We start from the raw sequence: 26,085 nt of genomic DNA, 5'->3' as shown, positions 1-26,085 counted from the left end.
TACGGACGGTGGCGCATGCACGCTTCTCGGTATCTCAGCCCTTGAGCAGGGCGTTCAGCTCGCCGTACGGGAGCGAGCCGTCGAGGGAGCCGTAGGTTCCGCCGGCGAGCAGCTCCTCGGTGGCCCGGCGGGCGACGGCGTACGCGGCCTCCGCCATCCAGGAGCCGAGGCTGACGCGGGCCGCGCCGAGGGCGCCGAGGGCGGCGACCGGGGGCGCACCGGGGCCGACCAGGACGTTGAGCGGGGCGTCGATGCCGCGGGCGAGCTCCGCGATGACGGCGGGATCGGTGACCCCGGGCACGAAAACGCCGGTGGCGCCGGCGGCCAGGTAGGCACGCGCCCGGGCGAGGGTCTCGTCCAGGCGGCCCGCGCTGTCGCCGAGGCCGAAGAGGTAGGTGTCCACACGGGCGTTGATGTACAGCGGGACCCCCGCTGCGTCGGCGGCGGCACGGGCGGCGGCCAGGCGCTCCGCGTGGTCGGCGGGCGCGCGGGTGCCGTCCTCGATGTTCACCCCGACCGCGCCGGCGGCGAGCACCCCGGCGACGGTCTCCCCGACCCCGGCGGCGTCGGCGGCGAAGCCGCCCTCGATGTCGGCGGTGACGGGGACGGAGACGGTGGAGGCGACCCGCGCGACCAGGTCCAGGGCCCGGTCCCGCGCGAGCGCGTCCCCGTCGGGCGCGCCGAGGGACCAGGCGACCCCGGCACTGGTCGTCGCCACGGCCGGGGCCCCGGCGGCCTCGACGATCCGGGCACTGGCCACGTCCCAGGCGTTGGCGAGGGGGAGGGGGGCGGCGGGGGTGTGCAGGGCGGTGAAGGCGGCGGCCTTCTCAAGGAGGCTGGTCATGGGGCCAGTTGAGCAGACCGACGCCGACCGGGCTGGCGGATTTCCGACACGTACGGCACGAGCCGCGGCGGGACCAGGGCCTAGGGGCCGTCTCTTCCGGATCTTGCTCCCCCAGCTACCGCTGGGAGGGGCCCCCAGACCCGCGCCGCCCGGCACCGCACCTCGCCGCCTTGGCAGGGCACCAAGTACGTCCAGTACGGCGGCGCCCGCCAAGGCGCCGATGCACGGCACCGGACAACGCGGGCTTGACCGGCAAGATCCGAAAGAGACGCCCTAGGGGGCCAGGCCGGACTTGGCGCCGGCCCCGCACAGGGGGAGCACCGCCGTGCGGCCCTGGAGGGGGTCGGCGGGCGCGCCGGGCCCCACCGCCGCCCAGCAGGCGGCGGCCGTCGGCTCGACGAACAGCCCCCGCCCGGCGAGGTCCCGCTGCGCCTGGCGCACCCGCTCGTCCGGCACCGTGAGGATCGTGCCGCCCGACCTGCGCACCGCCGCCAGGATCTGGCGGGCCCGCGGCGGCGCCGGGATCGCGATGCCCTCCGCCAGCGTCGGCCGCTGCGGCACCGGCTCCGCCTCCTCCGCCCCCGCGGCGAAGGCCGCCGCCAGCGGTGACACCGCCTCCGCCTGCACCCCGACCAGCGCCGGCGCCCGTACCCCCCGCCGGCCCAGCTCCGCCACCGCCAGTGCCGCGCCCAGCAGCAGCGTGCCGTTGCCGACGGGGACGACGAGCACCTCGGGGAGCCGGCCGCCCAGGGCCTCCCAGACCTCGTACACGTACGTCTTCGTGCCGTGCAGGAAGTAGGGGTTGAAGACGTGGCTCGCGTAGAAGACCCCCGGCTCGTCCGCCACCGCCCGGGCGGCCTCCGCGGCGGCCTCGCGGCCGCCCGGCACGACGCGTACCGCCGCCCCGTGCGCCCGCATCTGAGCCGTCTTCTTCTCCGCGGTGCCCTCGGGCACGAAAACTTCACAACTCAGCCCGGCCCGCGCGCAGTACGCCGCGACCGACGTGCCCGCGTTCCCGCTGCTGTCCGCGACCACCCGCTCCGGGCCCAGCCGCCGGGCCAGCTCCGCGAGCATCACCGCGCCCCGGTCCTTGAAGGACAGCGTGGGCATCAGGTAGTCGAGTTTGGCGTGAACGCGGTCTCCGAGCGGCAGCATCGGGGTGTGCCCCTCGGAGAGGGTGACCGAGAACGCCCCCGGCAGCGGCAGTGCCGGAGCGAACCGCCACAGCGAGTGCGGGCCCGCCGCCGGTTCCAGGGGGATGGCCGGATCGGGCGTGAAGTCGAGGTCCCACGGGCCGCCGCAGACCGGGCAGCACCACGGGGCGGTCCGTACATCCGCGCGCGTGCCGTCCTCCGGGCAGACGTAGTCGGGAAGTGCGTGCGTCATGTGCGGAGCACCTTTGCTCGTTCATGGCTGTCGTATGGCACGGATGTTACGCATCCGTGGGGCTCTTGTGGGATGGCGCACGGGTGGGCCAACCTTTTTGAGGCGGCGGCCCGTTGGGCGTGAGTGATTGTCATGTCCATGCCGTTACCGGGCTGGAACGAACCATTCCGCACGTCCGCCGCCGGCCTGTACCCCCACGCAGCGCACCGCCAATGAGGAGGACCCCTCACATGTCCGTGATGCGTCACACCCGCCGGAAGACCGCCGGCATCGCGACCGCCGTCGTGGCCCTCGCGCTCGGCGCCGCCGCCGCGTTGCCCGCCTCGGCCGCCTCCGCCTCCGACGGCGGCCCGCAGGGCGTCATCGAGAACGCGGGCGTCGCCGGGGCCGTCCCCGGCAGCTACATCGTCACGCTGAAGGACTCCGCCGCCCGCTCCACCGCCGACAGCGGCAAGGCCGTCGCCCACCGGTACGGCGCGAAGATCGACCGGACCTACAGCGCCGCCCTCAACGGCTACTCCGTCGAGGTCTCCGAGGGGCAGGCCAAGAAGCTCGCCGCCGACCCGGCCGTCGCCTCGGTCGTGCAGAACCGCACCTTCACCGTGGACGCCACCCAGCCCAGCCCGCCCTCCTGGGGCCTGGACCGCATCGACCAGCGCGCGCTCCCCCTCGACCAGAGCTACACCTACCCCGACAAGGCCGGCGAGGGCGTCACCGCGTACATCATCGACACCGGCGTCCGCATCACCCACCAGGACCTGGGCGGCCGCGCCTCCTACGGCTACGACGCCATCGACAACGACAACACCGCCCAGGACGGCCACGGCCACGGCACCCACGTCGCCGGCACCGTCGCGGGCAACAGCTACGGCGTCGCCAAGAAGGCGAAGATCGTCGGCGTCCGCGTCCTGGACAACAACGGCTCGGGCACCACCGCCCAGGTGGTCGCCGGCATCGACTGGGTCACCCGCAACGCCGTGAAGCCCGCCGTGGCCAACATGTCGCTCGGCGGCGGCGCCGACTCCGCGCTCGACACCGCCGTACGCAACTCCATCGCCTCCGGGATCACCTACGGCGTCGCGGCCGGCAACGAGTCCACCGACGCCTCCACCAAGTCCCCGGCGCGCGTCGCCGAGGCCATCACCGTCGGCGCGACCACCAACACCGACGCCAAGGCGAGCTACTCCAACTACGGCTCGGTCCTGGACGTCTTCGCGCCGGGCTCCTCCATCACCTCCTCGTGGGGCACGGGCGACACCGCGACGAACACCATCTCCGGCACGTCGATGGCCACCCCGCACGTCGTGGGCGCGGCCGCCCTCTACCTCTCGCAGAACCCGTCGGCCACCCCGGCGCAGGTCCGCGACGGCCTGGTCGCGGCGGCCACCCCGAACGTGGTGACGGGCCCCGGCACCGGCTCGCCCAACCGGCTGCTGAACGTCGGCGCCGGCACCACCCCGCCCACCGGCCCGCGCTTCGAGAACACCGCCGACTACGCGATCAACGACAACGCGACCGTCGAGTCCCCGATCACCGTCAGCGGGGTCTCCGGCAACGCCCCCGCGACGCTGGGCGTGTCGGTGGACATCAAGCACACCTACATCGGCGACCTCAAGGTCGACCTGGTCGCCCCCGACGGCACCCTCTACAACCTGCACAACCGCACCGGCGGCAGCGCGGACGACATCGTCAAGACGGTGACCGTCAACGCCTCCTCCGAGGTGGCCAACGGGGTCTGGAAGCTGCGGGTGAGCGACAACGCGGCCGCCGACACCGGCAAGATCGACTCCTGGGCGCTGCAGTTCTGACCCGCCCGGGGCCAACGGGCCCGCGACCGGCCCGGATCGGGCCCGGGGCGCCATGAGCCGAACACGGGGGCGACCGGACATCCGGTCGCCCCCGCTGCGTACTATTTCGGGCATCCGTTCGCGCGGGGCCGTCCGCCCGAGCCGTCCGCGCGCAGCCGTTCCGAGCCCCGTGATGGAGCACCTCAGCCGGTGAGCACCCCGCCCCCGCAACCGCCCCGTCCCGCCGGCCCCGGCCACTCCTGGCCGCCGCCGTCGCCGCAGCCGGGGTGGGGGCCGCCGCCCGGACCGGCCGGGCCGCCCGCGCTCAACGGCTTCGCCCTCGCCTCCCTGCTGGTCGGACTGCTCTGCTTCCCGCCGCTCGGGGTGGTCTTCGCCCTGGTGGCGCTGGCGCAGATCGGGCGCCGGCACGAACGGGGCCGGGCGCTGGCGGTCGTCGGCCTGGTGGTCTCCCTGCTGACGTCGGCGGTCATGCTGTACGGGCTGGCGAGCTACACCCGGCCCTTCCTGGAGCGGCTGGGCTCCTCGCGGCCGGCGCCGGAGCCGGTCGAGGGCCAACTGACCGACACGGGCCGGCTGCGCCCGGGCGACTGCTTCAACGTCCCCGGCGGGGACCTCCTGGACGAGACGCCCTTCACCTACCGCACCGACTGCGCCCGGGTCCACGACGCCGAGGTCACCGCGGCGACCACGCTCGGCCCGGGCCCCTTCCCCGGCGCCTCGAAGCTCAAGGACACCGCCACGGACGCCTGCTGGAAGGCGCAGGACGCCTACGCCATGGACAGCTGGGCGCTCCCCGGCTATGCGGAGATGTACTACTTCGCCCCCACGCGGGAGGCCTGGCGCGCGGGCGACCGCCGGCTGATCTGCCTGATCGGCACCTCGGGGCAGGACCACAAGGGCAGCCTGCGCAACGACGCCGGGATGCTGAGCCCCGAACAGGTCTCCCTCCTGAGCGCCCTCAACGCGGCGGACGGCGCGCTGGGCAGCGCCCCCGAGCGGGAGCTCGACGAGGCGCTGCCGGAGTACCGGACGTGGGCCGGGCGGGTGGACGCGGCGCTGGGCGCGGAGGAACTGGCGCTGCGCGACGCGGCCGCCGCGCACCCGGAGGCGGGGGCCCGGCTGGGGGAGCTGGCGGCGGCGCGCGCGCAGTGGCAGCGGGCCGCGCGGGCGGCCCGGCCGGCCGACTTCCGGCAGGCGTGGGACGCGGCGGAGGCGGCTCTGACCACGGGCACGGAGAAGGCGCTGCGGGGCGCGTACGGATTGTCGACGCGGGTTCCGGAGTGGCTCCAGGGTGGTCAGGGAGGATCGGGGCGGGGTCCCTCGTCCGACGCGGCCTGAGGACGTCGGAGGGCCTTCGGATGTAACGCGCGGTTACGGGTTTGAGTGACCAGGCTTCATCACATCGAGTGAAACTCTGGCCCGCACTTGCACAGCTCAACAGTCGGTTGCCAGGGTGTAGCTGTCTGTCAACCTGATGGGAGTGGCCCGTGACTTTCGGTGAGCAGCCGGCCTATCTTCGTGTCGCCGGGGATCTGCGGCGGAAGATCGTCGACGGGTCCCTGCCCCCGCACACCCGGCTCCCTTCCCAGGCCCGGATCCGCGAGGAGTACGGGGTGTCCGATACCGTCGCGCTGGAGGCGCGCAAGGTCCTGATGGCGGAGGGTCTGGTCGAGGGCCGTTCCGGCTCGGGCACGTACGTGCGCGAGCAGCCCGTTCCGCGCCGGGTGGCGCGCTCCGGCTACCGCACGGGCGGGGCGTCGACCCCGTTCCGGCAGGAGCAGGCGGAGTCGGGGGCGCACGGCACGTGGGAGTCCAGCAGCGAGCAGGCGGCGGCGCCGGCGGAGATCGCGAAGCGGCTGGGCATCGAGCCGGGCGACCGGGTGATGCGGACCCGGTACGTCTTCCGGGACGGGGGTGAGGCCATGATGCTGTCCACCTCCTGGGAGCCGCTGTCCGTGACCGGCCGCACGCCGGTGATGCTGCCGGAGGAGGGTCCGCTGGGGGGCTCGGGGGTGGTCGACCGGATGGCCGCGATCGACGTGGTCGTGGACAACGTGGTCGAGGAGGTCGGCGCGCGGCCGGGGCTGGCCGAGGAGAACATGACGCTCGGCGGGGTCCCGGGGCACGTGGTGCTGGTGGTGACGCGGACGTACTACGCGTCGGGGCGGGCGGTGGAGACGGCCGATGTGGTCGTCCCGGCCGACCGCTACCGGCTCTCCTACCACCTGCCCGTGCGCTGACCACGCGTTCTCCGGCGCCGCCGGGGCTCGTTCCGCGAGCCCCGGCGGCGCTTTCGCACGCCTGGCCGGATGCGTACGCCCCCCAGGTACCTCTTCGTGAAAACCCGTATCCGCTCAGTGAAGGTCGGGCGTAAGCTCGGGCATATGCGCAATGCGGTTTCCTGGGCAGGAACATCGGCGGAGGGTGGAGCGCGATGAACGACAGCGGTGCCCTGCTTCCATGGCTGGTCATACGTCAGGACGACAACGGCAACCGCTACCGGGTGGGCCGGTACGCCACCCGGGCCGAGGCCCAGAAGGTCGTCGACGGCTTCGAGGACCGGGGGCACGAGCAGCTCTACTGGGTCGAGCGGATCGGGCAGGCGGACAGCAGCCCGGCCGCCACGAGGAATTGAGGCGGGATCGAAGGCCCCCACGCGGCCTGGCATAGGCTCCGTCCATGACTGTACGCGTGGTCGTGGGCGGAGCCCTCTGTCGTGACGGGCGCCTGCTGGCGGCCCGCCGCAGCGCACCCCCGGAGCTCGCCGGCCGCTGGGAGCTCCCCGGAGGCAAGGCCGAGCCGGGCGAGACGGTGCCCGAGGCGCTGGTGCGCGAGCTGCGCGAGGAACTCGGCGTCGAGACGGAGGCGCTGGAGCGGATCCCGGGGGAGTGGCCGCTGAAGCCCGGCCTCGTCCTGCACGTGTGGACCGCCCGGCTGCTCTCCGGCGAGCCCGCCCCGCTGGAGGACCACGACGAGCTGCGCTGGCTCGCGCCGCACGAGCTGGACTCCGTCGACTGGCTCGACCAGGACCGGCCCTTCGTCGCCGAAGCGGGCCGCAGGCTCGCCGGCCAGGGAGCGGGCGGGGCGCACCGGAGCGCGTGAGGATCCCGTTCTAGGCCGTCTGTGCCACAGTGCGCCGGTGGGTGGGGGATCGGGTGGTACGGCGCCCCGAATATCGGGTATGTCGCTATTAGTCCCTATCTCGTCCCCCATTCGTCCCCGACGAACCTGACTGGGGTCGCTGGTGGCCCGGGAAGTGATCGGCGTGATCGACACAGACGGTGAATGTGCCGAGTGGGCCTTCCCCGCCGAGCCCGGTGCCGTCCGCACCGCCCGCCACGCCGTGCGCGGCGCCCTCCGCTCCTGGGGCCTGGACGCCGTCGGCGACGTGACCGTCCTGCTGGTCAGTGAGCTGGTCACCAATTCCCTGCGCTACGCCTCGGGTCCCATCGGAGTCCGCCTGGAGCGGCGCAATCCCACCGTTCCGGGCCTCACGGGCGGCCCGGCACTCCTCGTGGAAGTCTCCGATCCGCTTCCGGATCCGCCCCGCGAACGGGTCGCCGACGCCGACGACGAGGGCGGCCGCGGACTGCACCTCGTCGCCGTCTCCGCGCGCCGCTGGGGGACCCGGCACGGGAAGTCGGGGAAAACCGTGTGGTTCGAGTTGGCTCTTCCTGGTGAGTAACAAGGAGAAGGGCGAGAAGGGCGGCAGGGGTCTCCCGGAGCGCGTCAGGGATGACCGCCGGACGTGGCCGGAAAACAACGGGACCCTTTTGTGATCGTGAACGCCGTGCCGTACGGGGCCGTGGTGCTGAATACTTCGGTCATGGCCGGTCCGGTTGCGGTGAGCTGGAGGGGACGGTCGCGTGAGCGAGATACCTGCGCAGGCACATCAGACCCGAGTGCCCGGGGGGTCGTGGCACGACTCCCTGTGGCACAGCAGTCCGCCTGGCTCGATATATGACTACATAAAGGTCGCGTCGTTCTCGATCGGTCCGGACGGGCTGGTCGACCAGTGGAGCCTGCGCGCCGAAGAGCTGTTCGGACTTCCCGCAGCCCAGACCGTGGGCCGTGATCCGGTCGAGGCCTTCATGCCGCCCGAACTGCGCGACGGCGGACACCGCAAGGTCGCGGAGATCCTCGACGGCAAGGAATGGACCGGGCTGGTCCCCTTCCGCATCCCCGGCGGCGACGGCCGGCACGGCGTGGCCGAGATCTACGTGATGCCCACCCAGACCGAGACCGGCGAGCGGGCCGCGCTCTGCGTCGTGGTCGACGTACGCGCACTGCGCCGCATCGAATCCGACCTCGCCGCATCGCAGGCCATATTCGGCCAATCTCCCTTCGGGTTCCTCCTCTTCGGCACCGACCTCACCGTGCAGCGCGCCAACCGCCGCTTCGCCACCGTGTTCGGCGGCGCCGCCGAGGAACACCGCGGCCGCACCGTGCACGACTACCTCCCCGGACACGAGGCCGACCGTATGGCCGCCGCCCTGCGCCGGGTCCTGGAGACCGGCGAATCCGTCACCGACCTGCGGATCACCGGCGCCGCCCCCGGCAGCCGCGACGACCGCCACTGGTCCATCAACCTCTACCGCGTCCACGACGGCACCGGCCGCCCCATCGGCGTCGCCGGCCTCGGCACCGACGTCACCCGGCGCCACCTCGCCGCCCGCGAAGCCGCAGGCGTCCGCCGCAACCTCGCCCTCCTCAACGAAGCCGGGCACCGCATCGGCAACTCCCTCGACCTGGAGACCACCGCCCGCGAACTCCTCGACGTCACCGTCCCCGGCTTCTGCGACCTCGCCGCCGTCGACCTCTACGAAGGCCTCCTGAGCGGAGACGACGACCGCCCCGCCCGCCCGCAGGGCCCCGGACTGCCCTCCCTGCCAGGCCAGGGCGCCCGCCGCGCCCCCTCCGCCCCGCTCCGGCGCGTGGCCTTCGCCTCCGCCGTGTCCGACGCCCCCCTCTCCGGCCCCGGCGCACCCGCCGCCGTGGGGGAGACCCACCGCTACCCGGCCGCCTCACCCGGCGCCGTCGCCCTGCGCACCGCCCGGACCCGCCTCATCGACGGCGGCGGATCCGACGACCGCGTCCAGTCCACCCTCATCGTCCCGATGGTCGCCCACGACACCGTCGTCGGCCTCGCCCAGTTCTCCCGCACCAAGGGCAGCGAACCCTTCGGCGAACGGGACCGGGCCGTCGCCGTCGAACTCGCCGCCCGCGCCGCCGTCTGCATCGACAACGCCCGCCTCTACCGGCGCGAACACGAACGCGCCCTGATCCTCCAGCGCAGCCTGCTGCCCCCCGGCGACCCCGAAGCCGCGGGCCTCGACATCGCCTGCCGCTACCTGCCCGGCAACGCCGCCACCGAGGTCGGCGGCGACTGGTTCGACGTCATCGAACTCCCCGGACACCGCACCGCCCTGGTCGTCGGCGACGTCATGGGACGCGGCCTGCGCGCCGCCGTCGCCATGGGCGAACTGCGTACCGCCGTACGCACCCTCGCCCTCCTCGACCTCGAACCCGCCGAGGTCCTCACCGCCCTCGACGAGGTCGCCCGTGGCCTCGGCGCCCCCGGCGGCGCCCAGCAGGCCTCCCGTTCCGCCCTGCACTCCCGCGACGCCGACCGCTCCGAGGTCTACCTCGCCACCTGCGTCTACGCCGTCTACGACCCGGTCACCCGGCGCTGCACCATCGCCAACGCCGGCCACATGCCGCCGGTCCTCGTCGAACCCCCCGAGGACGGCGCCGCCCCCCGCCCCGGCCTGCTCCTGGAGATCCCCACCGGCATGCCGCTCGGCGTGGGCGGCGAACCCTTCGAGGAGGTCGAGGTGGAACTCCCCGAGGGAGCCCTGCTCGCCCTCTACACCGACGGGCTCGTCGAATCCCGCGACCACCCCCTGGAGGAGGGGCTGCGCGGACTGCGCGGCGCCGTCGCGAACCCCGCCCGCCCGCTGGAGGAGGTCTGCGACCAGGTCCTCGACACCCTCCACACCCGCCACGGCGAGGACGACATCGCCCTGCTGATGGCCCGCGTCCAGGGCCTGCCCGTGGAAGCCGTCGGCGACTGGCAGCTCCCCCGCGAGGCCCGCTCGGTGGGCCGGGCCCGCGAACTGGCCCGCGCCAAACTGCCCGCCTGGGGCCTGGAGGGCCTCCTCGACACCACCGAACTGCTGGTCAGCGAGCTCGTCACCAACGCCCTGCGGTACGGGGAGGGCGAGATCCGGCTCCGGCTGCTGCTCGACCGGACCCTGGTGTGCGAGGTCTGGGACGCCAACCTCGCCCAGCCCCGCCGCCGCCGCGCCCGCGACACCGACGAGGGCGGCCGGGGCCTGCAACTGGTCGGCCTGCTCTCGGCCGGCTGGGGCACCCGGCGCACGCACCGGGGCAAGACGGTCTGGTTCGAACTCCCCCTCCCGATGCCCGGCGCCGCCCCGGACGAGACCGGCACCGAACTCTCGGCGGAGCAGCTGCTGGACATGTACGGGTGAGGGGGCGGCCTACGCCGTCCTCGCCTTCAGGGCGGCCAGCCGGGCCTCGATCTCCGAGGCCCGGCCCAGCTCCTCCAGCGACTCGAACTGCGCGTCCAGCGAGGACGCCGCCAACTCCTGCCGGCCCAGGGCCATGGCCTCCTCCCGCCGCACCTTCTCCTCGAAGCGGTGCAGGTCGCTCGCCGGATCCAGCACGTCGATGTCCTTCACGGCGTCCAACATCGTGTTCTGCGCCCGCGCCGTCCGCGCCCGCGCCACCAGCTCGTCCCGCTTGGCCTGGAGCTCCGCCAGCCTGTCCTTCATCGAGGCCAGCCCCGCCCTGAGCTTGTCGACCACCTCCGTCTGGGCGGCGATCACCGGCGCCGACACCTCCGCCTCCCTCTCCGACCGCATCTGCCGGCCCAGCGCCACCTTCGCCAGGCCGTCGAACCGGTCCGCCTCCACCGTCGCCCCCGACGCCCGCAGCCCGTCCGCCTTCCGGCTCGCCGCGACCGCCTTCGCGCCCCACTCGGCCGCCGCGTCCACGTCCTCCTGGTGGTCGGCCTCCATCATCCGCAGGTTCCCGATGGTGGCGGCCACCGCCTGCTCGGCCTCCGAGATGTTGTTCGCGTAGTCGCGGATCAGCTGGTCGAGCATCTTCTGCGGATCCTCCGCCTGGTCCAGCAGCGCGTTGACGTTGGCCTTAGCGAGCTGGGTGACACGGCCGAGGATGCTCTGCTTGCTCATGGGTGGGTCCTCCAGAGGGGGTGGGTACGCCGTTCAGAAGCGGCCGCCGCCGCCCATGCGGCCCCGGGTGCCCTCGCCGCCGAAGGAACCCGGGCCGCTTCCGCTGCCGCTTCCGCCGCCGAAGCCCCCGCCCCCGCCCCCGCCGCCGCCTCCGCCTCCGCCGAAGCCGCCCCGGCCGCCGCCGCGCAGGAGCTCGCCGAGGATGATGCCGCCGAGCACCGCCCCGCCCCGCCCGCCGCCGGCCCGCTGGCCGGCGTACGGGTTCCGGTACGCCCGTACGTCCTGCTCCGCCAGCCCCTGCGCCTCCCGCGCCAGGGAGTCCGCCCGCTGAGCCTCCGCCAGCGCGCCCGCCGGGTCCTCGTCCGCCAGGGACACCGACCGCTCCAGACGCCGCTGCGCCTCCGCCAGCCGGGTGCGGGCCTCGCTGCCCACGGCACCCCGGCTGGTGGTGACGTAGTCCGTCGCCGCGCCGATCGCAGTGCGGGCCGACCACTGGGCCCGGTCCAGCAGGGCCGCCGCCCGCCGCCGCCCCGACTCCTGCTCCCGCGCCCCCGCCAGGGCCTCGTCCAGCGCCGCGTCGGCCTCCTCGACCCGGCGCAGCGCGTCGATCGGGTCGTACCGGCCAGCCGCCTCCTCCCGCCGCACGTCCGCCAGCACGGACTCCGCCCGGCCGATCCGGCCCCGCAGGTCCGCCGTGGAGGGGCCCGCCGTGGTGCCGGTCAGCAGGCCGCGCGCGTCGGCGAGGTCCGTCTCCGTCTCGGTGAGGGCGCCCGGCAGCTTCCCGGCGGCCTCGGCCAGCTCCTGCGCACGCCGCTCCACCGCGTTCACCAGCGTCGCCGCCTGGTCCACCGCCCCCTCGGCGGCCCGCACGTGCACCGCCGCCCGGCCGCTGTCCCCGCCGTCCAGCGCCGCCCGCGCCTCACCGAGACTGGTCGTCGCGAACAGCAGCCGGTCCTTCGCCTGTTCGGCGTGGGAGGCCACCGGAGCCGACGCCGACTCCGCGTACCGGCCGGCCAGGGCCGTCAGGGTGGCCGTGGCCGTCGTCGTCCGCCCGGTCAGCTCCCGGAAGCGGGCCTCGACCGCGGCCAGGGCCCGCGGGGCGTTCTTCTCCAGGTCCCGCAGCCGGTCGAAGGCCGCCGACTCGGCGTCCAGCCGCCGGTTCGCCTCCGCGCAGCGGGCCAGGATCTCCTCCAGCATCCGGCGGCGGGTGGCGTCGTCCTCGGGGTAGGCGTCGTCCAGCTGCTGGCGCAGCCGGAACGCCTGCGTCAGCTCACCCTTCGCGTACTCCACCGCCGAGGTGAAGGAGGTCACGGCCTCGTCACCGAACTGGGCCGCGGCGAAACCGAGCTCCTCGGTGCTGGTCCGCACCGCGTCGTCGGTCTCCACCAGCAGGGTCCTGGCCCGCCCGTCCACCTCCGGGAGCGGAGCCGGCTCCGCCCGCCGCCCGTCCCACCCGGGGTGCGCGGTAGCCGTCCCCCGCCCCCCGGCCCCGGCGCCGCGCTTCCGCCGTCGGCTCAGCGTGTACGCCCCGAGCGCCCCGGCCGCACCGACCGCGACCACCGGGAGCACGTAGTCCCCGACCCCGCCGCCCTCCCTCCGCGCCGCGCCCCCGCCCGGGTTCGCCGGACCGGGGGTGATGGCGGGCACCGGGACGCGCTTGCCGCCGAGCACCGCGTCGTAGCCGTCGGCCGCGCCGATGGCGGCCCCCGCCCAGTCGTTCTGCCGCAGGGCGGGCTCGATGGCGGTACGGGCGACATCGGTGAGCTGCGCCTGGGTGAAACCGGAGTCGACGTCCGCCGAATAGGCGTACTGGCGTGTGCCGGTGGCCACCGCGAGCAGCACGTCGTCCTGCCCGAAGCCGTTCTTCTGGGCGGTGGCGTCGGCCCAGCTCTGGGGGGAGCGGTCGGAGAAGTCGTGCACGTAGGTGACGAACAGCTGGATCCGCCGGTCGGAGTACAGCCGCTCCAGCGCGGCGGCGACGGCGGCCCGCCGGGCCCCGAGGGCCCCCACCCGGTCGGTGATCTGCCCCTGCTCCAACGCCACGGGATCCTCGGCCCGAGCCTCCACCCCACCCCCGACCCCCACCCACCCGCCAACCACCAGCAACACGACGCCAAGCCGCAACACACAGCGACCTCGCGCCCGGGCCCGGCTTCTGGAGGGGTGCACGTATGGGAGCGTATGGGCGGTTATGCACCCCCGCACCTGGAGAGGGGCGGGGGCCCTGTCGTGCCGGCCCGCTCTCGCCCCGCGAGGGGGGGCGGGCGGTGGCGGCGCCAGACTCAGCCTCCGGTCCCGCCCGGCGGGATCCCGCACCCGGCCCACCCAGCCGCACCCGGCGAAGCGGGCCCGCGCCGGGAGGCATGGCGCCCGCGCCGCCCCGGTCACCCCGGGAGGGTCATCCCCGTCAGCAGGGGGGTCGCCGCCACCAGGGTGTCGGCCGCCAAGGCCACCGCCGGGCCTGACGCCGCCTCGTGTTCCCATACGCGGCGGGCTCGCCCCGAGGCCGTCTCCAGGGCCGTGACGAACGGGGGTGCCCCGCGGCCCAGGAGGCCGCGGCGGCCGCCGTGGGTCGAGCGGACGTAGAGCATCCCCCGGCGGACGCCCAGCAGTTCGAGGACGCACTCCGTGCCCTCGCGCCGGGTGACCGGCTGCTGCCAGCGGACCGCCCCGCTGCCCGCGTCCAGGGCGAACACCGTGTCCCAGCCGTGTTCCGGCCGGTACGCGGCCACGTACACCGCCCCGTCCTCGACCAGCAGCCGGTCCGCCGCCGCGCCGGGCTCGAAGCGCCACAGCTCGTAGCCCCTGCGCCGGTCCAGGGCGCGCGCGACGCCCCCGTCCAGCACGTGCACCGTCCCCGCCGGCAGGTCGGGGACCTCCCGCGCCCCGGCGCCGTAGCCGCGCGGCCAGGACCACAGCGGTGAGCCGGTCGGCAGGTGCAGGGCGCGCAGCTGGCGGCCGTCGCCGAGGACGAGGCACTCGCCCGACACCGTCACCGTCCGCGGGTCCGACTCCGGCAGCGGCTGCCGCCACACCCGTTCGCCGGTGTCCTTGCGCAGGGCGCTCAGCTCTCCGTCCGCCGCCAGGAGCAGCAGACCGGGCGCGGGCGTCAGCGCGGGCCGCCCGGGCAGCTCCCGCCACCACCGCACGCGCCCGTCCGCCGGCTCCCGGACCACCAGGCGGGCGCCCGGCCCGCCGTCCGACTCCACCACCACGCACACGGTGTCGGCGTCGGCCGCGCACCACACCCGTTCCGGCTCCGGCAGCGGGCGGGCCGCCACGCCCTCGTCGGCGTACGCCGTCCAGCGGGTGGTGCCGGAGTCGGCCTCCGCGCACCCCACCTCGGAGCCGGAGGTCCACACCACCCGCTGCCCGGCCGCGTGCAGCACGTCCGGCCGGGCGCCCTCGGCCCGCCAGCGTTCCGCCCGCGTCGCACCCGGACCGGCCGGGAGTCCGCCGGCCCTGCCCGGCCCCGAGGTCACGGAGTGCGGCGGGCGCGTGCCGGGGTCGGCGGCGGCCGGCTCCAGCCAGGGCGCGCCCGCCGCGCAGTCCCGGGCGATCCAGGCCAGCTCGCGGCCCCGCTCGGCCGGTTCGGCGAGCTCCCGCGCGGCGGCGGCCCGCTCACGGGCGGTGGCCGGCTCCAGCACCGGGCGGTGGCCCTCGGCGTTCAGTTCCCGGGCGGCCTTCAGGGCGCCACGGGCCGCCTCCACCTCCTCCCGCTGCCCGGGCCCCGCCGCCAGCTCGGCCAGGGCCTCCTCGGCCCGGTCGAGGGCGTCGGCGGCGCCGGCCCGGTCCCCGACGGCCAGGCGTTCGCCCGCCACCCGGCACAGCGCCCGCACCCTGGACCCGCCGACGGGGATCCGCGCGGCCAGTCGCAGGGCGGCGGGCAGGTCCTGCCGGGCGACGGCGGTGACGGCCTTGGACTCGGTGGCCGCACGGACCGCCGCGCTCGGTATCCGGGCCAGCCAGCGCTCGGCCCGGGCCAGGTCGGTGGGGGCGCTCGCCAGGGCGGCCCGGGCCAGCACCGCCTCCTCCGCCGCGCTGCCGGGGAAGTGCCGCCGGGCCAGCCGCACCCCGCGGTCGGGGGCCACCGCCGCCAGCTCCTCCGCGACCTTGCGCAGCCGGCTCGCGCGGCGCGGCCCGAACACCGGGAACAGGGCCTGCTGGGCGTCGGTGAGGACCCGTTCGGTGCGTGCGGGGGCGTCCCGCGAGATCCGCCGGGCCAGCCCCGTCAGCAGCCCGGCCACCCGGGCGCCGTCCCCGCCGCCGTCGGCCCACGCCCACCGCTCGGCGTCCGCGAGCAGCCGCGCCGCGAGTCCGGCGTCGAACCGAGCCGCCGCCTCGGCGGCGAGCGCCAGCCCCTCGACCCGGGCCTCCCCGGCCCCGGCGGGCAGCCCGCCCAGTGCCTCCTCGGCCTCGGCCAGTAGTTCCCGCACCAGCGCGACGAGGGCGCCCTGACCGAGCCGGCCCTCACCGCCCGAGCCGCCCGGCTCCTGGCCGCCGCCCAGGTCAGGGCGGCCGTCCGGCCTTGGTTCCGCGGCCTCGCCGCCGTCCGCCGCCCGGCTCCCGCCGGTGTCCGAACCCGGCGCGTCGCCCGGCGCCCGGCCCTCGGCACCCGCCCCCGTCCCGGAACCGGCCCGGCCCTCACCGGCACCGAAGCCCGAGCCGTCGACCCCGACCCCCGTCCCGGAACCCGCCCGGCCCCCGCCCCCGGCGCCCCCGCCCCCCGGCGCGCGGAGCGCCGCCCCGCGCCGCCCGATGCCCGGCGCCAGCTCCCGGAGCGTCGCCCCCACCGCCTCCGCCGACCCCGGCCGGTCCGCCGGGGACTTCGCCAGCAGGGCCGCCAGCAACGCCTCCAGCTCCGCCGGTACCACCACCCCCGCCTCCCGCAGCGGCGGCGGGGGGTCCTCGATGTGGCGGCGCATCAGGACGTACGGGCCCTCGCTCTGGCCGAACGGCGGCTCGCCGCTCAGCAGGGCGTACAGCACGCACCCCAGGGCGTACAGGTCGCAGCGGGCGTCCACGTGCTCGCCCCGCCACTGCTCGGGCGCCATGTACGGCGGCGTGCCGAACATCCGGCCCGTCACCGTCCAGCCGGCCGTCGCGTCCGCGGAGTGCGCGATGCCGAAGTCGCAGATCTTGAGCCGGCCGCCGGGCAGCAGGAAGAGGTTCTGCGGCTTGAGGTCCCGGTGGACCACCGCCCGTTCGTGCGCGGCGGCCAGCGCCTCCGCCGTCTGCGCGGCCAGCTCCACCGCCCGCGCCACCGGCAGCCCGCCCCGCTCCCGCGCGAGCACCGCCCCCAGGTCCTCGCCGGGCAGCAGCTCCATCACGATGAACAGCCGTCCCTCGTGCTGCCCAACGTCGTGCACCACGGTGATCCCCGGATGCTGGAGCCGCGCCCCGATGGTGGCCTCCCGCCGGAAGCGGGCGATCAGTTCCGGGTCGGTGGCCGCCTCCAGCAGCACCTTCACCGCCACCGGCCGGTCCAGGGCCAGGTCGTGCCCCGCCCACACCTCGCCCATGCCGCCCGCACCGAGCCGGCGCTCCAGCCGGTACCGGTCCGCCAGCAGTTCCCCCACCCGCACCGCGAAGCCCCCTGACACCACGTCATTCGACGGTCGACGGTCGTCCAGGGGGCATTCTCCACCGTGAAGTGAACTACCGGGGGTCGGAGGGCGAACGACGCCTGATCCGGCTGCCCAGCCACACCAGCGGGTCGTACTTGCGGTCCACGGCCCGCTCCTTCAGCGGGATCAGGGCGTTGTCAGTGATCTTGATGCCCTCCGGGCAGACCTCCGTGCAGCACTTGGTGATGTTGCAGTAGCCCAGCCCGTGCTCCTCCTGGGCCGTCCGCTTGCGGTCCAGGCCCGCCTCCTCGGCCGCGTCCAGCGGGTGCATGTCGAGCTCGGCGACCCGCATCAGGAACCGCGGTCCCGCAAAGGCGGGCTTGTTCTCCTCGTGGTCGCGCACCACGTGGCAGGTGTCCTGGCACAGGAAGCACTCGATGCACTTGCGGAACTCCTGCGAGCGTTCCACGTCCACCTGCTGCATCCGGTACTCGCCCGGCGCCAGCCCGGCCGGCGGCACGAACGCCGGGACCGACCGCGCCTTCTCGTAGTTGAACGACACGTCCGTCACCAGGTCCCGCACCACCGGGAAGGCCCGCAGCGGGGTGATCGTGACCGTCTCCGCCCGGTCGAACACCGACATGCGGGTCATGCACATCAGCCGCGGCCGCCCGTTGATCTCCGCGCTGCACGAACCGCACTTGCCCGCCTTGCAGTTCCAGCGCACCGCGAGGTCCGGGGCCTGGGTGGCCTGGAGCCGGTGGACGATGTCCAGGACCACCTCGCCGTCGTGCACCTCGACGGTGAAGTCCCGCAGGTCCCCGCCCTCCGCGTCGCCCCGCCAGACCCGGAAGCGGGCGTCGTAGGTGGTCATCCGTAGAGCTCCTCTTCGGCCAGGTACTTGGCCAGCTCGTCCTTCTCGAACAGCGCCAGCAGGTCGGGGCGGATCGGCTCGGTCCGTACGTGTTCCAGGGCGATCCGGTCGGCCGCCGGATCGGCGGGGGCCGGGTCGACGGGCCGGCACAGCAGGTTCACCGGCCGCCACGCCCGCTCCATCGCCGGACGGTCCTCGCGGGTGTGCCCGCCCCGGCTCTCGGTGCGCTCCAGGGCGGCCCGGGCCACGCACTCGCTGACCAGCAGCATGTTCCGCAGGTCCAGCGCGAGGTGCCAGCCCGGGTTGAACTGCCGGTGCCCCTCGACCCCGGCGCGGGCGGCCCGGGCCCGCAGGGCGGCGAGCCGTTCCAGGGCCTCCGCCATCTCCGCCTCGCGGCGGATGATGCCGACCAGGTCGTTCATGGTCGTCTGGAGCTCCTGGTGGAGCGTGTACGGGTTCTCCGCGCCCTCGTCGGCGTGGAAGGGGGCCAGCGCCTCGGCGGCCGCGGCGTCGATCTGCTCCTGGGAGGCCGTCGGCCGCTCGCCGCCGGCCGCCGCGTGCTCCGCGGCGTGCAGGCCCGCCCGCCGTCCGAAGACCAGCAGGTCGGAGAGGGAGTTGCCGCCCAGCCGGTTCGAGCCGTGCATGCCGCCCGCGACCTCGCCGGCCGCGAACAGACCCGGCACCCCGACGGTGGCGGCGGTGTCCGAGTCGACCGCGATCCCGCCCATCACGTAGTGGCAGGTCGGCCCGACCTCCATCGGCTCGGCGGTGATGTCCACGTCCGCCAGCTCCTTGAACTGGTGGTACATCGACGGCAGCCGCCGCTTGATCTTCTCGGCGGGCATGCGCGTGGACACGTCCAGGAACACCCCGCCGTGCGGGGAGCCGCGGCCCGCCTTCACCTCGGCGTTGATGGCCCGCGCGACCTCGTCACGGGGCAGCAGCTCGGGCGGGCGCCGGTTGTCGTCCGGGTTCTCGTACCAGCGGTCGCCCTCCTCCTCCGTCTCGGCGTACTTCTCCTTGAAGACGTCCGGGACGTAGTCGAACATGAACCGCTTGCCCTCGCTGTTGCGCAGCACCCCGCCGTCGCCGCGCACCGACTCGGTGACGAGGATGCCCTTCACGGACGGGGGCCAGACCATGCCCGTGGGGTGGAACTGGACGAACTCCATGTTGAGCAGCGGCGCTCCGGCGAGCAGGGCCAGCGCGTGGCCGTCGCCGGTGTACTCCCAGGAGTTGGAGGTGGTCTTGAAGGACTTGCCGATCCCGCCCGTGGCCAGCACCACCGCCGGGGCCTCCAGGACGAAGAAGCGTCCGCTCTCGCGCTCGTAGCAGAAGGTCCCCGCGACCCTCTCCCCGTCCTTCAGCACGCGGGTGACGGTGCACTCCTGGAAGACCTTGAGCCGGGCCTCGTGGTCCCCGTGCTCCCGGAAGTCCTCCTGCTGGAGCTGGACGATCTTCTGCTGGAGGGTGCGGATCAGCTCCAGGCCGGTGCGGTCGCCGACGTGCGCGAGGCGCGGGTACTCGTGGCCGCCGAAGTTGCGCTGCGAGATCCTCCCGTCGGGCGTCCGGTCGAAGAGCGCGCCCCAGGTCTCCAGCTCCCACACCCGGTCCGGGGCCTCCTTGGCGTGCAGCTCGGCCATCCGCCACTGGTTGAGGAACTTCCCGCCGCGCATGGTGTCGCGGAAGTGGACCTGCCAGTTGTCGTGCGCGTTGGCGTTTCCCATGGAGGCGGCGATCCCGCCCTCCGCCATGACGGTGTGGGCCTTGCCGAAGAGGGACTTGCAGATCACCGCCGTACGGGCGCCCCGCTCCCGGGCCTCGATCGCGGCCCGCAGCCCGGCACCGCCCGCCCCGACCACGACCACGTCCCACTGCTGCCGGTCGACTTCGGTCATGTCAGAAGATCCTCGGGTCGGTGAAGGCGCCGGTGGCCAGCAGGTACACGTAGAAGTCGCAGAGGGCCACGCTGATCAGGGAGGCCCAGGCGAGCTGCATGTGGCGGGTGTTGAGTCGGCCGACCCAGCTCCACAGGCGGTAGCGCACCGGGTGCGCGGAGAAGTGCTTGAGGCGGCCGCCCATGATGTGCCGGCAGGAGTGGCAGGAGAGGGTGTAGGCCCAGATCAGCGTGATGTTGACCAGGAACAGCAGGGTGCCCAGGCCCATGTGCCCCCACGCGTAGTGCCCGTCGCGGAAGGTCAGCACGGTGTCGTACGTGAGGATGCCCGCGACCGGGACCGCCGCGTAGAAGAACCAGCGGTGCGCGTTCTGCAGGATCAGCGGGAAGCGGGTCTCGCCCGTGTACCCGGTGTGCGGTTCGGCGACCGCGCAGGCGGGGGGTGAGGCCCAGAAGCCGCGGTAGTAGGCCTTGCGGTAGTAGTAGCAGGTCAGGCGGAAGCCGAGGGGGAAGACCAGGATGAGCAGGGCGGGGGACAGGCCCCACCAGCTTCCGAACAGGTCGAGGTTGGGGCCGCCGCGCATCGTCTCGCAGTTCTCCGCCAGGCAGGGGGAGTAGAACGGGGAGACGTAGGGGGCCGCGTAGTAGTGGGCGTTCGCGAACGCCCGCCACGTCGAGTAGACGACGAAGGCGAGCAGCCCGGCCGCGGTGCCGGCGGGGGCCAGCCACCACCGGTCGGTGCGCAGGTGCCGGGCCGTGATCGCGGCCCGGGAGGGGGAGTGGACCCCGCCGGGCCGTTGTCGGGGTGGTTCCGTGCCTGTGGCCAAGGAGAACTCCGGGTGGAGTGCGATGAGGGGTGGCCCAGGAGGCCCGGCCGCTCGCGCGGCCGGGCCAGATGGGAGTGCGGGGACGGTAGTGGATCAGGGCGCGCGGCGATCGCGGACGCCGAGGCCCTCGTCGTCCGTGTCCGTCCACTTGGACTGGTCGTACGGGGTGTCCGGGACGGTGACCATCCCGGACGGGCCGGAGGGCCTGGTGGCGGCGGCCGGCGACTGCCGGGCGACGTCCTGCTCCAGCCGTTCCACGGAGCGGACCAGCTCGTTCAGGTTGCGTCGTACGGCGGTCAGATCGTCTTGCAGGGACATGACGTGACCTCACTTCCGCGGGGGTGCGGTGGCAACGCTCACGGGCGCCTGCGAGTGTCGCGCCTCCCGTCCCCGGTTGTGAAGGGACGTGCAGCGATTCCGGGCGCGCAGGCGCAAACCGTGCGCCCCTCCCTGCCCCCATTTTCATCCCTCGAACGAGGGAACGCCCGTCCGGGACGCAACCGGGATTGGTCCGCACGGGTGGGCTTCGCGGCGTGGCGCGGGTCCGGTCCGGAGGACCCGGCGGGCCGTCGATTTCAGTGGATTCCGGCACCAGTGTGATCAGCTCCATATACCGCCGAACGTGATCAAGACCCCCCGCTTTCACGGCTCCACGCCCCGCCCCGGAGGTATCACCCATGACCCAGAGAACGCGCAGGTCCTTGGCGCTCCTCACCTCGGGAGTCCTTGCGCTGCCGCTCCTCGCGGGCTGCGGGGCGGGCGACGACGACGGGGGTCCGGCCGCCGCCGCACCGGACATCGCGCTGACGGCCCGCGAGCAGGTCGCCGACGGCGGGGTCCTGCGCTGGGCGGTGGACTCCCTCCCGGAGACCCTCAACAGCTTCCAGGCCGACGCGGACGCCACCACCAACCGGATCGCGGGGGCGGTGCTGCCCCAGCTGTTCACGCTGGACGCCAAGGGGCGGCCGGCGGCCAATCCCGACTACCTGGAGAAGGCCGAGGTCGTCGCGCGCGAGCCCAAGCAGGTCGTGCTGTACCGGCTGAACCAGAAGGCGGTGTGGAGCGACGGGCGGGAGATCGGCGCCCCCGACTTCGTGGCGCAGTGGCGGGCCCTGAACGGCAAGGACTCGGCGTACTGGACGGCCCGCAACGCCGGCTACGAGCGGATCGAGAAGATCGAGCGCGGCAAGTCCGACCTGGAGGTCAAGGTCACCTTCAACCGCCCGTACGCGGACTGGCGCTCCCTGTTCAGCCCGCTCTACCCGAAGCAGGTCATGGGCACCCCGGAGGCCTTCAACGAGGGCGCCCGGGGCGCCCTCAAGGTCACGGCCGGCCCCTTCAACCTCGGGGCCCTCGACAAGAAGACCGGCACGGCGGCCCTGACCCGCAACCCCCGCTGGTGGGGGCGGCCCGCCAAGCTGGACACCCTGGTCCTGACGGCGGTCCCGCGGGCCGGGCGGCCGGCGGCGCTGGCGGCAGGGAAGGTGGACCTGGCGGAGGTCGACCGGGCGGGCGCCGACCGCATCGCCCTCGCGCACCGCGACGCGGGCGGCACCGACGGCAGCCACGGTCCGGGAGCCTCGCTCACCCCGGCGCAGGCCACCCTCTCCTGGGCGCTGGCCCACGGTACCGACGAGGCGAAGGCCAAGGAGGAGCAGGAGAGCCGGCAGAAGGCTGCCGAGGCGGTGAAGCAGTACGCGGACGAGCAGTCGGCGCTGCGCGGCTTCGAGGTCCGCAAGTCGCTGGAGGCCTCGTACACCCAGCTGGCGATGAACGGGGCGTCGGGTCCGCTGGCCGACGAGCGGGTGCGCCGGGCGATCGCCCGGGCGCTGGACCGCAAGCAGCTGGCGGAGATCGTCCTGAAGCCGCTGGGCCTGCCGGCGAAGCCGGTAGGCAGTCACCTGGCCCTGGCCGGGCAGCTCGCGTACGCGGACAACAGCGAGGCCCTCGGCGGTACGGACACCCACGCGGCCCAGGCCCTCCTCGCGGACGCGGGCTGGCGCAAGGGCGGCAAGCTGACCGAGCCGGAGGCGAAGGCGGGCCCGGAGGGCGAGGGGGCGACGGACGACTCCAAGACCCGGGCGGGCGTCAAGCCCGGGCCGGGCGACGGCACGGGCAACGACGGGCTCTACATCGTGGGCCAGGACGACGGCCGCAACGGCGCCGTGCGCCGGGACCGGCCGGACCGCCAGGGCCGGGCGGGCCATCGGGGCGCCCCGAGCGCGGGCCCGCACGTGTTCCAGGAGGGCCGGGTCGACTTCGGGGAGCAGCTCGTCGACGAGGGGATCGCCTTCGCCCCGGGCGGCCTGCGCACGGGGGTCTCGCCGGTGCTGGCCCCGTCCTCCCTGGCCGCCCAGCAGGAGGACGCCCTGCTCACGCAGGCGGGAGCCATCGAGGACGGCAAGCGCGCGGCCGCCGCCGCCGCGGCGAAGGCGAAGGCGGAGGCCGACGGCGAGGGGGAGGACGCCAAGGAGCCCGCCAAGGCCACCCCGGCCCCGGCCCCGGTCAAGCAGACCGCCCCCCGCACCTCGGGCGCCATGCTCGCCAAGGACGGCAAGCAGCTCAACCTGCGCTTCGTGATGCCGGCCGGTCCCGGCTCGGAGGCCCTGCGCGCGGTCGGCGACCGGATCTCCCAGACGCTGCGGAAGATCGGCATCAACACCCAGGTGACCAAGGTGCCCGACGAGAGCTTCTTCAAGGACCACGTCGCCTCGGGCCAGTACGACCTGGCCCTGTACTCCTGGCCGGCCACGGCCTTCCCGGCCACCGACGCCCGGCCGATCTTCGCGAAGCCGGAGCCGGCGGCGGACGGCTCGCTGCTCGTCGAGCAGAACTACACCCGGGTCGGCACCGACCACATCGACCAGCTGTTCGACCAGGCGGCCGGGGAGCTGGACGAGGGCAAGGCCCGCGACCTGATGCGCAAGGCGGACGCCCGGATCTGGGCCGAGGCCGGGTCGATCCCCCTCTACCAGCGCCCGGAGCTGGTCGCGGCCAAGCCGGGGCTGGCGAACGCCGGCGCCTTCGGGCTCGGGGCGCCGCGCTTCCAGGACATCGGCTGGAAGAAGCCGCCGGCCGCGAAGGGCGCGAAGGACGCGAAGGAGAAGTAGCCGGTGGCCGGAAGACGCCCGGCGAAGAAGTGGTGAAAAAACGGGGCCTGTCGGGTTGACCGGCGGGTAGCAAGCTCAGAAGTGACTCAAGTTCCTTGCCCGCCGGATGCCCGGCGGGCAAGGTCGTGCGTACCCGTTGACCCGCAGGAACACCCGCTCCCTCCCCGTAGTGCAGACAGCCGGGAACCCCCACCCACCCCCCGGCCGTCCTCAGTCGTCCGGCCCCTTGACAGCCCCCCCGGCAGGCGGTTCCCGCCGTTCGACGTACGATGGGGTAAGGCCGTGGCAGGTTTCCGCCCGGCAGAGGCTCGCGTGCCAGGCCGTACGCGACGCCATCCACGATCCCGGGAGAAGCGCCGAAGTGCCCACGCGCCACGACATCCGTAACGTCGCCATCGTCGCCCACGTCGACCATGGAAAGACGACCATCGTCGATGCCATGCTCAAGCAGGCCGGTGCCTTCGCCGCCCACCAGCAGCTCGACGACCGCATGATGGACTCGAACGACCTGGAGCGTGAGAAGGGCATCACGATCCTCGCCAAGAACACGGCGGTGAAGTATCACCCCAAGGACGGCGGGGCCCCGATCACGATCAACATCATCGACACCCCCGGCCACGCCGACTTCGGTGGCGAGGTCGAGCGCGGTCTGTCGATGGTGGACGCGGTCGTCCTCCTGGTGGACGCCTCCGAGGGTCCGCTGCCCCAGACCCGCTTCGTGCTCCGCAAGGCGCTCCAGCAGCGCAAGCCGGTCATCCTCTGCATCAACAAGACGGACCGCCCGGACTCCCGGATCGACGAGGTCGTCAACGAGACCTACGACCTGTTCCTGGACCTGGACGCGGACGAGGACCAGATCGAGTTCCCGATCGTCTACGCCTGCGGCCGTGACGGCATCGCCTCGCTGACCAAGCCGGAGGACGGCACCGTCCCCGCGGACAGCGAGAACCTGGAGCCGTTCTTCTCGGCCATCCTCGAGCACGTCCCGGCCCCGGTGTACGACGAGGAGGCCCCCCTCCAGGCCCACGTCACCAACCTGGACGCCGACAACTTCCTCGGCCGCATCGCGCTGCTCCGCGTCGAGCAGGGCGAGCTGCGCAAGGGCCAGACGGTCGCGTGGATCAAGCGTGACGGCACGATCTCCAACGTCCGCATCACCGAGCTGATGATGACCGAGGCGCTCACCCGCAAGCCCGCCGAGGTCGCCGGCCCCGGTGACATCTGCGCCGTCGCCGGTATCCCCGACATCATGATCGGCGAGACCCTGGCCGACCCGGAGAACCCGATCGCGCTGCCGCTGATCACGGTGGACGAGCCGGCCATCTCCATGGTCATCGGCACCAACACCTCCCCGCTCGTCGGCCGCGGCGGCACGGGCAAGGGCGCGGACGCGAAGGCGGCGGTCAAGGACCGCAAGGTCACCGCCCGCCAGGTCAAGGACCGCCTGGACCGCGAGCTGATCGGCAACGTCTCGCTGCGCGTCCTGGACACCGAGCGCCCGGACGCCTGGGAGGTGCAGGGCCGTGGTGAGCTGGCGCTCGCCATCCTGGTCGAGCAGATGCGCCGCGAGGGCTTCGAGCTGACCATCGGCAAGCCGCAGGTCGTCACCCGCGAGATCGACGGCAAGATCCACGAGCCGGTCGAGCGCATGACGATCGACGTGCCCGAGGAGCACATGGGTGCGGTCACGCAGCTCATGGGCGTCCGCAAGGGCCGCATGGACAACATGTCGAACCACGGCTCCGGCTGGGTCCGCATGGAGTTCGTCGTCCCGTCCCGCGGCCTCATCGGCTTCCGTACCGAGTTCCTGACCCAGACCCGCGGCACCGGCATCGGCCACTCGATCCACGAGGGCCACGAGCCGTGGTTCGGCCAGCTGGTCACCCGCAACAACGGCTCCCTGGTCGCCGACCGCGCCGGTGCGGTCACCGCCTTCGCGATGACCAACCTGCAGGAGCGCGGCGTGCTGTTCACCGACCCCGGCACCGAGGTGTACGAGGGCATGATCGTCGGCGAGAACTCGCGCGCCGACGACATGGACGTGAACATCACCAAGGAGAAGAAGCTCACGAACATGCGCTCCTCCTCCGCCGACTCCTTCGAGGCGATCGTCCCGCCGCGCAAGCTCTCCCTGGAGCAGTCCCTGGAGTTCTGCCGCGACGACGAGTGCGTCGAGGTGACCCCGGAGGCCGTGCGCATCCGCAAGGTCGTCCTGGACCAGAAGGAGCGCTCGCGCACCGCCTCGCGCGCCAAGTCGGCCAAGTAGGACGCGAGTAGGCTTCTGGCCGAAACACATACCTTCGGCGACGGCCCCTCCCCGCACCGGTCCGGTGCGGGGAGGGGCCGTCGCCGTTTGTCAAACCGTTTGTGGGGCGGATGTGTCCGCATACCGATCGTGACGCTCCGGAAGAAGGACTAACCGTCCGTTTCGCACGTGTCTGTCTCCTATCCGTTTGTCCGGATTTCGGGTTTTCGCCATGCGGTGATGTTGTGAAAACGAGACCACTTAACTGTGGTTTACGGTCTGGGCGTCCCTGAGGATGGCTCCATTG

The 26,085-nt window shown here is 74.0% G+C and carries 18 protein-coding genes; 9 read left to right on the top strand and 9 right to left on the bottom strand.

Translation table 11 applies throughout. The annotated features are described in order from the left end of the window. Positions 1-34: 34 nt before the first annotated feature. Both ACFY0O_RS09270 and ACFY0O_RS09265 read right to left on the bottom strand, forming a co-directional pair. Positions 35-844 (bottom strand): isocitrate lyase/phosphoenolpyruvate mutase family protein, encoded by an 810-nt coding sequence (locus ACFY0O_RS09270; protein WP_388944739.1) that lies wholly within the window; start codon positions 842-844, stop codon positions 35-37. Between the two features lie 273 nt (positions 845-1,117). After that, entirely contained in the window at positions 1,118-2,230 is a 1,113-nt protein-coding gene (locus tag ACFY0O_RS09265) for a pyridoxal-phosphate dependent enzyme (RefSeq protein ID WP_388944736.1), read from the bottom strand. Positions 2,231-2,460: 230 nt separating this feature from the next. Here ACFY0O_RS09265 and ACFY0O_RS09260 point away from each other — a divergent pair, with 230 nt between their 5' ends. The 7 genes from ACFY0O_RS09260 (at position 2,461) to ACFY0O_RS09230 (ending at position 10,532) form a co-directional block, all read left to right on the top strand. Further along, positions 2,461-4,038, top strand: a complete 1,578-nt coding sequence (locus ACFY0O_RS09260) for a S8 family serine peptidase (protein WP_388944734.1) — start codon at positions 2,461-2,463, stop codon at positions 4,036-4,038. Between the two features lie 189 nt (positions 4,039-4,227). After that, complete coding sequence (locus ACFY0O_RS09255) at positions 4,228-5,376, top strand: septum formation family protein (protein ID WP_388944732.1); 1,149 nt, start codon at positions 4,228-4,230, stop codon at positions 5,374-5,376. Positions 5,377-5,525: 149 nt separating this feature from the next. Beyond that, entirely contained in the window at positions 5,526-6,278 is a 753-nt protein-coding gene (locus ACFY0O_RS09250; RefSeq protein ID WP_388944730.1) for a GntR family transcriptional regulator, read from the top strand. 194 nt (positions 6,279-6,472) lie between these two features. Continuing rightward, positions 6,473-6,673 carry an SPOR domain-containing protein gene (locus tag ACFY0O_RS09245; RefSeq protein ID WP_388944727.1) on the top strand — a complete coding sequence of 67 codons (201 nt, stop codon included), beginning with the start codon at positions 6,473-6,475 and terminating at the stop codon, positions 6,671-6,673. A 44-nt stretch (positions 6,674-6,717) separates the two neighbouring features. Continuing rightward, positions 6,718-7,140 (top strand): (deoxy)nucleoside triphosphate pyrophosphohydrolase, encoded by a 423-nt coding sequence (locus ACFY0O_RS09240; protein ID WP_388944724.1) that lies wholly within the window; start codon positions 6,718-6,720, stop codon positions 7,138-7,140. Positions 7,141-7,294: 154 nt separating this feature from the next. Then, the gene (locus ACFY0O_RS09235) at positions 7,295-7,723 is read left to right on the top strand and encodes an ATP-binding protein (protein WP_358895477.1); all 429 of its coding nucleotides are present in this window, start codon (positions 7,295-7,297) and stop codon (positions 7,721-7,723) included. 190 nt (positions 7,724-7,913) lie between these two features. After that, complete coding sequence (locus ACFY0O_RS09230; RefSeq protein ID WP_388945577.1) at positions 7,914-10,532, top strand: SpoIIE family protein phosphatase; 2,619 nt, start codon at positions 7,914-7,916, stop codon at positions 10,530-10,532. A gap of 9 nt (positions 10,533-10,541) precedes the next feature. Here the strand turns inward: ACFY0O_RS09230 and ACFY0O_RS09225 are convergent, their stop codons facing one another. The 7 genes from ACFY0O_RS09225 to ACFY0O_RS09195 all read right to left on the bottom strand — a co-directional run bounded on the left by ACFY0O_RS09225 (position 10,542) and on the right by ACFY0O_RS09195 (position 20,741). Then, positions 10,542-11,258: a PspA/IM30 family protein gene (locus ACFY0O_RS09225; protein WP_388944722.1), complete on the bottom strand. Its 717-nt coding sequence runs from the start codon at positions 11,256-11,258 to the stop codon at positions 10,542-10,544. A gap of 33 nt (positions 11,259-11,291) precedes the next feature. Beyond that, positions 11,292-13,364, bottom strand: coding sequence for a TPM domain-containing protein (locus ACFY0O_RS09220; protein ID WP_388945574.1), 2,073 nt, complete (start codon positions 13,362-13,364; stop codon positions 11,292-11,294). Positions 13,365-13,642: 278 nt separating this feature from the next. Next, positions 13,643-16,861, bottom strand: a complete 3,219-nt coding sequence (locus ACFY0O_RS09215; protein WP_388944719.1) for a protein kinase — start codon at positions 16,859-16,861, stop codon at positions 13,643-13,645. A 55-nt stretch (positions 16,862-16,916) separates the two neighbouring features. After that, positions 16,917-17,699: a succinate dehydrogenase/fumarate reductase iron-sulfur subunit gene (locus tag ACFY0O_RS09210; protein ID WP_358894252.1), complete on the bottom strand. Its 783-nt coding sequence runs from the start codon at positions 17,697-17,699 to the stop codon at positions 16,917-16,919. Continuing rightward, on the bottom strand, positions 17,696-19,597 hold the full coding sequence (locus tag ACFY0O_RS09205; RefSeq protein ID WP_388944716.1) for a fumarate reductase/succinate dehydrogenase flavoprotein subunit: 1,902 nt from the start codon (positions 19,595-19,597) through the stop codon (positions 17,696-17,698). Before ACFY0O_RS09205 ends, ACFY0O_RS09210 begins: the two co-directional genes overlap by 4 nt. A gap of 1 nt (position 19,598) precedes the next feature. Beyond that, positions 19,599-20,423, bottom strand: a complete 825-nt coding sequence (locus tag ACFY0O_RS09200; RefSeq protein ID WP_388944714.1) for a hypothetical protein — start codon at positions 20,421-20,423, stop codon at positions 19,599-19,601. A gap of 93 nt (positions 20,424-20,516) precedes the next feature. Further along, positions 20,517-20,741 carry a hypothetical protein gene (locus ACFY0O_RS09195; protein WP_388944712.1) on the bottom strand — a complete coding sequence of 75 codons (225 nt, stop codon included), beginning with the start codon at positions 20,739-20,741 and terminating at the stop codon, positions 20,517-20,519. 359 nt (positions 20,742-21,100) lie between these two features. Between ACFY0O_RS09195 and ACFY0O_RS09190 the strand changes: the two genes are divergently transcribed. Beyond that, complete coding sequence (locus ACFY0O_RS09190) at positions 21,101-23,533, top strand: ABC transporter family substrate-binding protein (RefSeq protein WP_388944709.1); 2,433 nt, start codon at positions 21,101-21,103, stop codon at positions 23,531-23,533. Positions 23,534-23,894: 361 nt separating this feature from the next. Beyond that, positions 23,895-25,799, top strand: coding sequence for a translational GTPase TypA (typA, locus tag ACFY0O_RS09185; RefSeq protein ID WP_388944707.1), 1,905 nt, complete (start codon positions 23,895-23,897; stop codon positions 25,797-25,799). Positions 25,800-26,085 lie beyond the last annotated feature (286 nt).

Origin of the sequence: Streptomyces sp. NPDC001594 (assembly GCF_042893675.1) — a bacterium.
Classification (GTDB): Bacteria; Actinomycetota; Actinomycetes; order Streptomycetales; family Streptomycetaceae; genus Streptomyces.
Note: the sequence above shows the minus strand (reverse complement) of the source record. Positions and strands in the feature narration are given on the sequence as shown.